The organism is Chromobacterium vaccinii, from assembly GCF_000971335.1.
Classification (GTDB): domain Bacteria; phylum Pseudomonadota; class Gammaproteobacteria; order Burkholderiales; family Chromobacteriaceae; genus Chromobacterium; species Chromobacterium vaccinii.
The window spans coordinates 1-12201 of the sequence record NZ_JZJL01000075.1; the positions used below are offsets into that span (position 1 = coordinate 1).

The 12201-nt window shown below is 62.7% G+C and carries 11 protein-coding genes; 7 read left to right on the plus strand and 4 right to left on the minus strand.

The features are described 5' to 3' along the window. Nucleotides 1–15: 15 nt before the first annotated feature. Genes tssE through tssJ form a run of 4 tightly spaced genes read right to left on the minus strand, consistent with a single transcriptional unit; the run spans nucleotide 16 to nucleotide 3154 of the window. Nucleotides 16–495 (minus strand): type VI secretion system baseplate subunit TssE, encoded by a 480-nt coding sequence (tssE, locus tag VL52_RS21565; RefSeq protein ID WP_046158971.1) that lies wholly within the window; start codon nucleotides 493–495, stop codon nucleotides 16–18. Further along, entirely contained in the window at nucleotides 492–1193 is a 702-nt protein-coding gene (icmH, locus tag VL52_RS21570; RefSeq protein WP_046158972.1) for a type IVB secretion system protein IcmH/DotU, read from the minus strand. Before icmH ends, tssE begins: the two co-directional genes overlap by 4 nt. 7 nt (nucleotides 1194–1200) lie before the next feature. Beyond that, complete coding sequence (gene tssK / locus VL52_RS21575; RefSeq protein ID WP_046158973.1) at nucleotides 1201–2547, minus strand: type VI secretion system baseplate subunit TssK; 1347 nt, start codon at nucleotides 2545–2547, stop codon at nucleotides 1201–1203. A 46-nt stretch (nucleotides 2548–2593) separates the two neighbouring features. Beyond that, complete coding sequence (gene tssJ / locus VL52_RS21580; RefSeq protein ID WP_052729461.1) at nucleotides 2594–3154, minus strand: type VI secretion system lipoprotein TssJ; 561 nt, start codon at nucleotides 3152–3154, stop codon at nucleotides 2594–2596. Nucleotides 3155–3303: 149 nt separating this feature from the next. On the opposite strand from tssJ, the gene VL52_RS21585 reads away from it, so the two are divergent. The 7 genes from VL52_RS21585 to VL52_RS21615 all read left to right on the plus strand — a co-directional run bounded on the left by VL52_RS21585 (nucleotide 3304) and on the right by VL52_RS21615 (nucleotide 12093). Further along, nucleotides 3304–4149: a M15 family metallopeptidase gene (locus tag VL52_RS21585; protein ID WP_235429352.1), complete on the plus strand. Its 846-nt coding sequence runs from the start codon at nucleotides 3304–3306 to the stop codon at nucleotides 4147–4149. Between the two features lie 61 nt (nucleotides 4150–4210). Further along, complete coding sequence (gene tssM / locus VL52_RS21590) at nucleotides 4211–7966, plus strand: type VI secretion system membrane subunit TssM (protein WP_235429353.1); 3756 nt, start codon at nucleotides 4211–4213, stop codon at nucleotides 7964–7966. A gap of 16 nt (nucleotides 7967–7982) precedes the next feature. Continuing rightward, entirely contained in the window at nucleotides 7983–8999 is a 1017-nt protein-coding gene (gene tagF, locus VL52_RS21595; protein ID WP_046158978.1) for a type VI secretion system-associated protein TagF, read from the plus strand. 34 nt (nucleotides 9000–9033) lie between these two features. Next, nucleotides 9034–9540, plus strand: coding sequence for a type VI secretion system contractile sheath small subunit (gene tssB / locus VL52_RS21600; protein ID WP_021475344.1), 507 nt, complete (start codon nucleotides 9034–9036; stop codon nucleotides 9538–9540). Further along, complete coding sequence (gene tssC, locus VL52_RS21605) at nucleotides 9537–11015, plus strand: type VI secretion system contractile sheath large subunit (protein ID WP_021475345.1); 1479 nt, start codon at nucleotides 9537–9539, stop codon at nucleotides 11013–11015. The genes tssB and tssC overlap by 4 nt, the downstream gene beginning before the upstream one ends. Before the next feature lie 69 nt (nucleotides 11016–11084). Beyond that, nucleotides 11085–11582 (plus strand): Hcp family type VI secretion system effector, encoded by a 498-nt coding sequence (locus tag VL52_RS21610; protein ID WP_011137524.1) that lies wholly within the window; start codon nucleotides 11085–11087, stop codon nucleotides 11580–11582. A gap of 73 nt (nucleotides 11583–11655) precedes the next feature. Then, entirely contained in the window at nucleotides 11656–12093 is a 438-nt protein-coding gene (locus tag VL52_RS21615) for an OmpA family protein (RefSeq protein WP_046158975.1), read from the plus strand. Nucleotides 12094–12201 lie beyond the last annotated feature (108 nt).

Sequence of the window (12201 nt, forward strand, 5' to 3'; positions counted from 1 at the left end):
TCCCAATCAGGGCATTTAGCCCTGTACCTTGTAAACGTTGGAGGAAAGTTGCAGCGTAGCGTCGAAGGTGACCGGCGGGCGGTGCGGATGCACTTTGAGCACGGCGTCGACGCGGAAGCGCAGGTGGCGTTCCATTTCGCGCGGGGCATCCAGGTTGACGCGCACGCGCGACAGCCGTGGTTCATGCAGCTCGATCGAGCGGCGCAGTTGCTCGCGCAGCAGCTCGCGATCGTCCGGGTTCAGCAGGCTGATGCCGGACAGGTCTGGGATGCCAAAGGTGAGCAGGCTTTCGCGCGCTTGGGGGAAGGACTCCATCAACTCGTCCAGTGGCATCAGCCGGGTATTGAGCAGTGCTTCCAGGTCGCGAGCCAGCGCCCGCTTGAACTGGGAAAGTTCAAACAGGCTGATCGACTCAATGTGGCTCTGGTCCGGCTCGTCGTCTAGCAGCCGATCCAGCACCGAGGGCAGGATCTGCGCGTGGCGGGCGATGCTCATAGACCGAATAGGGATGAAGCCTGGCGGGCCAGCATCCAGCGGAAGGCGACAAAGATGCCGGTACCGACGATGGCCAACAGCGCAAAGTACAGCCACAGGGGCAACTCGTGGCGGACGAAGGCCTGGAAGCGTTGCGGCAACTGCCAGTTGGGCGCGAAGTCGGCCTTGCCGCCGCGAACCTGCTGGATCTCCTGGCCCAGTTTGTGGGTCAGGTAGCCCAGCTTTTCCTGGCCTTCCAGCAGGTACTTGCCCTGGAAGCCCAGCAACAGGCAGGTGTAGAACACTTCCAGCGGTTCGATGTTCTCGGCCGGATTGTTGCGCAGCTGTTCCAGTCGGTTGAAGAAGCCTTCGCCGGCCAGGTGCTCGCCGAACAGGCGCAGCTGCAGCGGCATGCGTTCCCATTCGTCGCGCAGCGCGAAATCGGAGGACAGGATGATCTCGTCCATCAGCGCGCAGAATGCGTATTTCGCATGGCTGATGGCGTTGTTGTCCTTGCTGAAGTTGCGCGCGTTGCGCTCGAACTGGCCGAGGAAGTGGTCGACGCGGCGGTTGAACTCCACCCCGCTGCTCGGCGGGTTGCCTTCTTTCAGCAGGAACAGCAGGTAGATGCCATCTTCCAGCATCTCGCGCATGGACGGCGCCGCCGGGGCGGAGACGGCGATGGCGCGTTCAGGGGTTTGGGTGCTTGATTGGTTCATGGTGTGCTCAGCGGAAGACCGCGATCAGTTCTATCGAAATATTGGCCAGGGTTTGCGGAATATAGATGCAGACGCTGCGCGATTGCAGCATGCGGCTGTATATCTCGCTGCCTGGTTCCAGCGCGAAGTAGTGGTTGCCCACCCGCACCGGAATGGCGGACGGCGTTTGCGCCGAGTGGGCCAGGCTGACGCCGCGCATCGCGGAGTTGAGGATGCGTTCCACATCGTCCGGCGCGCCGATCTTCAGCTTGAGCGGCACGTTGTCGATGATGTGGCTGGCGGGCTGGTCGCTCTGCACCGACAGGTAGAAATCCACGTTTTCCAGCAGGCGGTCGCTTTCCAGGCGGCCGATGTGGAAGGACGGGCGCGGCGAGTGCAGCGGGATGACCTTGTAGCGCGCGGAAACCACGGTTTCCAGCAGCTCGCGGATCTGCAGATCCAGCGGCGGGAACACTTCATGAAGCTTGTCGTGGCGGTAGCCCGGGATATCGGACAGCGTGTACAGCGTGGTGAAGGTCTGCAGCTCGCCGCAGAACTCGGACAGCGCCATGTACAGCTCTTCCGGATGCAGCGGCTGGCATTGCGACAGATGGCGCAGGCGCGCGAAATTGCGGTTGACCGTGTGCAGCAGCCAGAAGGAGCTGATGTCGGCGGAGCCGAACTCCATCACGCTCTTGGCGCGCTCGCGGTGGGCGCCGGCCAGCGACTGGTTCTTCACCAGCAGGATGTCCAGCAGGCGGCGCAGCATCTGCATCAGCTCGGTGGACCCCTCGATGGCCAGCAGCGGCGGCAGGAATTCTCGGCCCACGCCCCATTGGCCAGTGGCGTCCTTTTCCAGCTGGCACAACGGGATGGAGTCGTAGCCGTCGCGGTTTTCCTCTTCCAGCATCAGCTTGACGTCCAGCTGCAGCGTGGACAGGTCGGCGGCCAGCGCCTGGGTGTACAGATCGGACACCTCGCGATGGTCGCTGTGGAAGCGGGTGGGGCGGGCGCTGGCCTCGCCGTTGCGGGTGTTGCCACCATAAGGCTGCAGCTGGGCCAGGCAGGCGTACAGCGTGGTTTTCACGCCGGCCTGCGGCAGCGAGGCGAGGTCACGGCTCAGCGGCAGCGGGGTGTGGGCGGGCGCCTGGAGCAGGGTGCCATCGCGGAACAGCAGCGTCAGCTCGTCCACGCGAACGAGGCCGCCCTTCAGCGCGGCTTCATCCAGCGCCAGCCGCTGCACGCCCCAAGCGTGGCGGTGGGTCAGCTGCAGCAGGCTGGCCTGGGTTTGTTCCTGGAACAGCGCGTGCTGCTGGAAATGCTGCGGGCGAAGGAACATGCCTTCGCCCCATAGGATTCTTTGTGCTTGAAGCATTACAGCTTGAACCTCGGCATGGGTTGGTCGCGGGGAGCCGCGTTGATTAGTTGCGGGAAGCCGGGCACTCGACCGCGCCGCTCTTGGGCTGGTCGGGCAGTTGTAGGGCTTCGGGCTTGATCGCCTGCAGATAGCAATCGGCGACCTTGAATTTCAGGTCTTTGCTGCGCACGCGATTGGCGTCATATAACAAGCGCCAGAATTGCGGGTTGGGCTGTCTGAAATATCCGATCACGCCGACGAAATTAGCGCCCTCGTCAATGGTGATATCCATTTCCTGTTTGCCACCGGGAACGAATAACAGCTCTTTGCGAGATAATACGGCAGAGCCAAGCATATTCTCGATTGGTTTGCCACTGGCCAAAAGGTCAGGTGTGAGTAATTTGAATTCCTGATCGGATTTCAACTGATAAACCTGAACCACGACGGATAGCGGCTTTCCGTGTTTGTCGCGGTTCAACATCTGGCTGGCTTCGGTGCTGAGCGTGATATTCTTTGGGCCTCCGCAGCCGCCGAGCAGCGGCAGTGCCAAGGCTGCGAGGATCATGCAAGTTTTTTGCCAGTGCTTAGTGAAGTCCATATAATCCACACCCAAATAGTGGTTCATTCTACAGAATTTGCCAGTGAGGAGTCAGAGAAACCCTGTCTGGTTTTGAAAGGGTACTTGACTTCTTTGCAAATCAAATCAAGCATATCGCGTATTTTGTCAGTTCATCAATCGTTTGTTTTTTATAAAAAATTCCAATGATGTTTTTTGTGCCGCTGATTGTGGCCGGTATCGTTCTTCTATTGCTGTGGCTCGGCTGGCGGTTTTTTCTCGGCGGAGCGCGGCTCCAGGTGGAGCGGGCGACAATCGCAACCCCAACAGATCTGGCGTGCGAGCCGGTGGATATTCCGGCCGTCGAAGCGCCCCCTTCGCGCCCGCTTTCCGGAGCCGGAGGCGTCTTCGCCTGGATGAAGGCGTGGCCGGTGGGAATGCTGCTGCCGATGCTGGCGCTGCCGTTGGTCGCGGCAGTTGTGGCAATAACGTTGCACTTTGGCGGCTATCACAAGGATCCGCAGTTCGTGCCCGGCGAATACGCGCATGGCAATCAGATCCGCCAAGCGCTGCTGGAGGAGAAGCTGGTGCCGCCGCCTCCGCTGCCGCCCAGCGCTTTCGTCGACGCGGTGGCGGAAAAGCCGCAGTTGGCGCTGGATAAGGCTGACCGCGACTGGAGCCGGATGGATCCCGCCTTCGTCCAGGATGTGCTGAGGGTGATGGAAAGAATGAAGGCGAGGGGGTTCCCAATGGTGTTGCTTGAGGGATACCGCAGCGCCGAGCGCCAGAACAGATTGGCTGGCGGCAGCACCAAGGTGACGCAGGCCAAGGGCGGGGAAAGCAAGCACCAGTATGGGCTGGCGGCCGACCTGGCGCCGGTGCGGGGCGGCAAGGTGGTGATTTCAGAGCGGGATCCATGGGCGATGCAGGCCTACAACGCGTTGGGCGAAGAGGCGCAGGCGGCAGGCTTGACCTGGGGCGGCGTGTGGAGTTTCCGCGATTACGGCCACATCGAGCGCGCGGGTTCGCTGCGCGCACTGTTGGCGCAGCGCAACAAAAAATGATTTCAGCTTCTAAGGGAAGGTAAATTCGGTGTTACACAAAGGTTGGCTACGGAATGCCAAGGTGGCGTCGGCCATCGGATTCTTGATCCTGATCGCGCTGATCTGGTGGCTGGGCCCCTGGCTGGGCCTGAAATCTGTCGAAGCGCGACTGGGCTGGATCGTGGCGGTGATGATCGTATGGGTGCTGGCGTTGCTGATAGGCCAGGCGCTTGGCCGCCGCGCCAGCGGCATGCTGGAAGGCATGCTGCGGCGGCAAGCCGACGACGCGGTGATCAACGCCAGCGCCGACAAGCGCGCGGAAGTGACGTTGCTGCGGCAACGCCTGCTGGGCGCGATCGACACGCTGAAGAAATCCAATCTGGGCAGCGCCCGCGGCAGCGCGGCGCTGTATGAGCTGCCCTGGTACATGATCATTGGTCATCCGGCGGCAGGCAAGAGTTCCGCGATTCTGCAATCGGGCTTGAGTTTCCCGTTCAGCGACAAGAGCGGCATCCAAGGCGTGGGCGGCACGCGCAACTGCGACTGGTTCTTCTCCACCGAGGGCGTGTTGCTGGATACCGCAGGCCGCTACGCGACCGAGAGCGAGGACCGCACCGAATGGCTCGCCTTCCTCAGGCTGCTGAAGAAGCACCGCGCCAAGGCGCCGGTCAACGGCATCATGGTGGCGATCAGCCTGCCGGAGCTGGCGCAACACAATAGCGAGGGCTTCGTGCTCTACGCGCGCCAGGTGCGCGAGCGCATCCACGAGGTGTGCAACACCTTCGGCCTGATGGTGCCCATCTATCTGGTGTTCACCAAGCTGGATCTGCTGGGCGGCTTCGCCCAGTTCTTCCACGACGCGGGCGAGGAAGAGCGCTCCCGCGTCTGGGGCGCGACGCTGTCGGCCGACCAAGGCACAGGCTTCGACGCCGGCGCCGTCGTGGGCCAGCAGTTCGAGCAGTTGTACCGCGGCTTGGTGCAGATGGGCGAGGAGAAGCTGGTCGGCGCGCGCGGCGACGCGGTGAAGTCCGCTCACTTCGCCTTCCCGATCGAGTTCCACGGCCTGCAGGAGGCGGTGGTGAAATTCGTCCGCCTGCTGTTCGAGGAGGATCCGTATCACTCCCGTCCGCTGCTGCGCGGCTTCTACTTCACCAGCGCGCTGCAGGAAGGCGTGCCGCGCATCGTGACCGCCGGCCGCGTGCAAGGCCAGTTCGATCTGTCTTCCGCCGGCATGGACAAGCATCAGGCCCCGGCTTCGTACAGCTACTTCCTGCGCGGTCTGTTCCGCGAAGTTTTGTTCCCCGATCAGCACCTGATTTTCCAGCAGACCAAGCCCAGCGGCAGCCGTTGGCGTCTGGCCGGCATGGTGGCCGGCCTGGTGACGCTGGCCGCGGTGGCGGGAGCGTGGACCTGGTCCTTTATCGGCAACCAGCAGATGATCGCCCAGGTGAACGCCGAGCGCGTCCAGGCGCAGAAGCTGGCCGCGTCCGGCCAGTTGTACGATCGCCTGAATGGCCTGCTGATCCTGCAGCGCCGGCTGGAGGAGCTGCAGACGTATCGCCGCAACGGCGAGCCGTGGCAGATCGGCCTGGGCCTGTATCAAGGCGAAGAGCTGGAGCGCAATCTGCGCAAGGCTTATTTCGCCGGTTTGAAAGACGTGATGCTGCGCCCGGTGCAGAAAAACCTGGAGACCACGCTGGCTGCGCTGAAGCCTGGCGCGGTGCAGCCGGTGGCGATGACCCAGCCGCCCAAGCCGGAACCCAAGCCCGAGACGAAGCCCGTTCCGGCGCCGAAACCGGCCAAGCCGTACAAGCCGCGTCCCAAGCATGGCCTGCCCAACATTCAGCTGGGCGCGCTGGAAATGCCGCAACGGGCGACCACCGGCAAGTTGGATGCCTCCGCGCCGGCGGCGGGCGAGGCCGCAGCGGAAAGCGGCCAGCCGCAGAAGTCGCAAAAGCTCGATGTCGCCTACAACGCGCTGAAAACCTATCTGATGCTGCATGACCGCCGCCGGATGGAGGACGCGCATCTGGCCGACCAGCTGCCGCGTTACTGGCGCCCGTGGCTGGAAAGCCAGCGCGGCGAGTATCCGGTCAGCGAGGTGATGGGCCAGGCCGAAAAACTGGTGGCCTTCTACGTCAGCCAGATCAAGGAGCCGGATCTGCCGCTGATCGACAACGATGTCAAAGTCGTCGCCGACGCCCGCGACGTGCTGCGCGGCTCGTTCAAGCAGCTGTCCGCCCAGGAACGCGTGTTCAACGAGATCAAGGCGCGCGCCAACACCCGCTTCGCGCCGTTGACTGTGGCCCGTATTCTGGACAACCGCGACATGGACATCATGGCCAGCAGCCAGATGGTGGAGGGGGCCTACACCCGCGAGGCGTGGAACACCTATGTGCGCGCAGCCATCGACGAGGCCAGCAAGGGCACGATACGCAGCGACGACTGGGTGCTGGCTTCCAGTACGCAGGACGATCTGGGCAAGGATGGCGATGTGGAGAAAAACCGCGCCGCGCTGGAGGCGTTGTACCGTTCCCAGTACATCGCCGCCTGGCATAAGTTCCTGGCCGGCGTAGTGGTGCGCGACATCGCCAATCCTGCGCAATCGGCTTCGGCGATGACCCGTCTTGCCGACAAGCAGAATTCGCCGATCAAGCTGATTCTGACGCGCGCGGCGCAGGAAACCTCCTGGGACAATCCGTCCGAGTTGAATCGTTCGCTGGAAACCGCCAAGCGCTCGGTGCTGGAGAAAACCACCGAGTTCTTCAAGAGCGGCGACACGCAGGCCGCGGGCAAGAACGAGAAGCAGTATGGCGTGGTGGGCGCGCATTTCGCCGGCGTGGCTACGCTGGTCAAGGGCGACAACTCGCCGATCAACAGCTATCTGGATCAGCTGGCCAAGCTGAAGGTGAAGATGGCCGCCATCGCCACCACCGACGAACCAGGCCCGCAGGCCCGCACCGCGTTGCAGTCCACGCTGAACGGCTCTGGTTCCGAATTGGGCGACACGCTGTCCTATGTCGACAATACCCTGCTCAACGGCGCGACATCCGACACGGTGGAGATGGTTCGCCCGATGCTGGTGCGCCCGCTGTCGCAGTCGTACAGCGCGTTGCTGGGCCCGGTGGCGCAGGACATTAACCAGGCTTGGGCCAACGAGGTCTTGCCGCAATGGCGGCAACTGGCCGGGAAGTATCCGTTCAGCGATTCCAACAGCAGCGCGTCGGTGGCCGACATCAACCGTTTCGTCAAAGCCAACGACGGCACGCTGGACAAGTTCATCAACAAGTACCTGACCGGCCTGGTGCAGAAAAAGGGCGATGAACTGGTGCCGCGCGCCTGGGGCAACCAGGGCGTGCGCTTCAACCCGCAGTTCCTCAGCGGCGTCAGCAGCCTGATGGCCTTGGCCAATACCCAGCTGCAGGACGGCGAGAACAGCCGCTTCGAACTGCAGCCGTTGCCGACGCCGGGCTTGTCCGAGATCGTGCTCAGCATCGACGGCCAGGAGCTGCGCTACCGCAATGGTCCGCAGCAATGGCAGCCGTTCAACTGGCCGGGCACCAACGGCGAGGGCGCGCGCATTCAGGTGGTCAACTACGCGGGCTCCAGCACCGTGGTGGGCAACCAGTCCGGCCGCATGGGCCTGATGCGCCTGCTGGCCGGTTCCAAGGTCAGCCAGGAAGGCGACGGTTCCGCCCAGCTGACCTGGATGCTGCCCAAGGGCAGCGGCGCCGAGGGGCAGACCGTTCGTTTCAATTTCCGCATGCTGGGCGGCGTCAATCCGCTGCAGTTGAACCGCCTGTACAAACTGACGTTGCCCGAGCGCGTGACGTTGTAATGGAGAGATGAACGGCATGCCGCTCAATTTCAAGCGCACCCAGGAGGTGCCACCGCAGTTCTGCATTTTTGGCAAATTGCCGCGGCGCGCCGACTTCGTGCGCGTCAACGCCACCCACCCGGCGGCGATGCAACTGGACCAACTGCTGGCGCAGAGCCTGCAGCGGCTGGAGTTCACCGAGGAGGCCACGCGCGACTACCTGGCCATGCCGCCGACCTCCTTCGTGCTGCAAAGCCGCGACCATAACTGGCTGTCGCTGGGCGTGATCCAGCCCAGCCGCGACGAGGGCGGCCGCAACTACCCGCTGGTGGCGGCTTCGCTGGTGGCGGTCGACCCGGCGCTGCCGTCCACCGCCATCCTGCTGCTGGCCAATGAGTTGTTCTTCACCGGTCTGAAGGAGCAGCTGTCCAGCGCCATCGAGAACTCGGTGGAAATGCTGGCCTGCAAGCAGTTCCTGGAGGAGCAGCTGCGTTTCGGCGCCTCGTCGGTGGCCGACATCGACCTGGCGCAGCAGTTGCTGGAGAAGCATCTGTCGATGACGGCCGCCGACTCTTTGTCGCGCAGCCTGAGCGCGGCTGGCCGCGGCGATCTGGAGTCGGTGCTGCTGGCCTTCGTATTCCATCACCGGCTGTTGAAGAAATTCCGCGACAGCCTGCCGGTACAGGCCTATGCGCTGCCCTTGCCGGCGGTGGAGGGCGACAACGTGCTGGCCGCGGTCACCTGGCTGGCGTTGTACCACGCCGCCACCGACAACGGCGCGGCGCTGGAGCAATGCCTGATCATGCGCCGCCCGGAAGGCCACTTCCTGGTGCTGTTGCCGGCGGGTTTGAACGAGCAGATCGCTAGCCAGTGCTGGGGCGCGCCGCTCGATCCCAAGCACGTGGTGGATATCGACGACGTGAAGGCGCCGTGGCGCAATCATCAGTCCTACGCCGAAGCGGCCTATGTGCTGGGGCGGCAATTGAACGATCCGGGCCTGTCTTTAGCACAGTTGCGAACCGTTCTATCCAGTCTCGCGCGCAATATTGCGTAGCTTAGTTTTGAACCTTTTTGAATAGAGAAGAGCCATGGGCAAGGAAAGCACTCAGAAAAAACTGTCGAGGGTCCGTCCGCCTCGCGTGCAGATCACCTATGACGTCGAGATCGGCGACGCGATCGAAACCAAGGAACTGCCGTTCGTGCTGGGCGTGCTGGGCGACTACTCCGGCCACAGCAAGGAGCCGCTGCCGAAGATGAAGGAGCGCAAGTTCGTTCAGGTCGACCGCGACAACTTCGACGAGGTGCTGAAGGGCATGGCGCCTCGCCTGGCGATGAAGGTGGACAACGCGCTGAAGGATGACGGCACCCAGCTGGGCGTGGAGTTGAATTTCGAAAACCTGTCCGACTTCGAGCCGCAAAACGTGGTGCGCCAGATCGATCCGCTGAACCAGTTGCTGGAGGCCCGCACCCGCCTGGCCGACCTGCGCAACAAGCTGGCCGGCAACGACAAGTTGGAAGAGCTGCTGGACGAAGTGGTGCGCGATACCGAGAAGCTGCGCCAGATCGGCGGCAAGAAAGAAGGAGGCGAGCAGTGAGCGCGGAATTGCAACAACAGGCGGCGCCGGCCGCGGCTGACGGCGTCAGCCTGCTCGACAGCATCATCGAGCAGAGCCGCATCGCCACCAACGACAGCGAAAAGAGCCACACCCGCGATCTGATCGGCGAACTGGTCGACCAGGTGCTGCAAGGCAGCGTCACCGTCTCGCGCGACCTGTCCGCCAGCATCGACGCCCGCATCGCCGAGATCGACAAGCTGATCTCCGATCAGCTGAACAACGTGATGCACCACGCCGAGTTCCAAAAGCTGGAAGCGTCCTGGCGCGGTCTGAACTACCTGGTGATGCAGTCCGAGACCAGCACGCAGCTGAAGATCAAGGTGCTGAACGCGTCCAAGAAGGACCTGGTCAAGGACTTCAAGGCGGCGGCCGAGTTCGACCAGAGCGCGCTGTTCAAGAAGATTTACGAGGAAGAGTACGGCACCTTCGGCGGCGCGCCTTACGCCGCGCTGGTGGGCGACTACGAATTCACCCGTCATCCGGAAGACTTCTATCTGCTGGACGAGCTGTCGCACGTGGCCGCTTCCGCCCACGCGCCGCTGATCTCGTCGGCCGATCCTGGCCTGTTCGGCCTGGAGAGCTTCTCCGATATCGGCAAGCCGCGCGATCTGGCCAAGATCTTCGACACCGTCGAGTACGCGAAGTGGAAGTCCTTCCGCGAGTCGGAAGACTCCCGCTACGTCGGCCTGGTGCTGCCGCACGTGCTGGGCCGCCTGCCGTATGGCCGCGACAATGTGCCGGTGGAAGCATTCGATTTCGAAGAGAACGTCGACGGCAGCAACCACGACAAGTACTTGTGGACCAACGCCGCTTACGCCTACGCCGCGCGTCTGACCGACGCCTTTGCCCAGTTCGGCTGGCTGGCGGCTATCCGCGGCGTGGAAGGCGGCGGCCTGGTGGAAGGCCTGCCGGCCCACACCTTCAAGACCGACGACGGCGAAGTGGCGCTGAAGTGCCCGACCGAGGTGGCGATCACCGACCGCACCGAGAAACTGCTGTCGGACCTCGGCTTCATCTCGCTGGTGCATTGCAAGAACACCGACTACGCCGCCTTCTTCGGCGGACAGTCGGCGCAGAAGGCCAAGACCTACAACACCGATTCGGCCAACGCCAACGCGCGCCTGTCGACGCAGCTGCCGTACATCTTCGCGGTATCCCGCATCGCGCATTACATGAAGTCCATCATGCGCGACAAGATCGGCAGCTTCGCCTCGCGCCAGAACGTGCAGGACTACCTGAACACCTGGCTGGCCCAGTACGTGCTGCTGGACGATTCCGCCAGCCAGGAGGCCAAGGCCAAGTACCCGCTGCGCGAAGCGCGCGTCGACGTGGTGGAAGTGCCGGGCAAACCTGGGGTTTACCGCGCCGCCGCCTTCCTGCGTCCCCATTTCCAGCTCGACGAGCTGACGATTTCTTTGCGTCTGGTGGCAGAGCTGCCGCAACCGGCTGGCTAACGCGGCGCATTGATTATTTGGGGGAGTCCCGCCCCCATTTTTTTGAACCTTGTTTAAGGAGAAGTACAGATGGCTTTTGATGCATTTCTGAAAATCGATGGCATTCCTGGTGAGAGCGGCGACGACAAGCACAAAGACTGGATCGAAATCCAATCGTTCAGCCATAAGCTGGAACAACCGGCTCAGGCTTCCGCCAGCACCGCCGGCGGCGCTACCGCCGAACGCGTGAACCACGGCGTGTACGAAATCACCCACTTCCTGGACAAAGCCAGCCCGAAGATCTACGAAGCTTGCTGCACCGGCAAGCACATCAAAGAGATCACCATCGAGCTGTGCCGCGCGGGTGGCGACAAGGTGAAGTACATGGAAATCAAGATGGAACAAGTCCTGATCTCCAAGGTTGAGCCGCACGGTTCCGCCACCGACAGCGGCTTCCCGGCCGAGAAGGTGAGCTTCAGCTACGGCAAGATCAAGTGGACCTACACCCAGCAGAAGCGCGCCGACGGCGCCGGCGGCGGCAATGTCAGCGCCGGTTGGGACCTGACCGCGAACAAAGTCATCGCCTAATTCCAGCAATGGAATCCAGACCCGCCCGGCCCCGGGCGGGTTTTTAAGTTTTTTTCACTTGGGGAAAGTCGCTATGAAACGTTTGTTGATCGCCGTGGTTGTCGCCTTGTCTTGCGTCGCCTGCAAAACGGTGCCGACCAAGGAGCAGGTGGAGGCCAGCAAGGCCGTCGCCGCCGCCAATGATGCCAAGGCGCAGATTGCCAAGCAGGCTGCCGCCAACTACGCGGCCGACGCTACCCTGGTGCCGTTTGAAAAGATGGACGCCAAGCTCAATCCGGTGGGCGAGGCTCAGCTGGATCTGTTGCTGCCCAAACTGAAGACCGCCAAATCCGTTCTGATCCGTGGCCATTGCTATCGCCGCGATATCGGCAACGCCAAAGCCGCGTCCCAGACCCGCGCCGCCAATGTGCGCGAATACCTGGTGAACGCTGGCGTGCCGTCCAGCAGGATCACGCTGCGTTACGACACCGAACGCCCGGTGCACGGCGTGCGCCTGATCATCAGCGACTGATAGATGCTGTGAAACTGCCGCCCCGTTGCCGCGTCTCCGCCGATATCGGCGTGAGTTCCACGGAGCGGCACCAAAGAATCCAGATACAACGATAACGGATAGATTGCG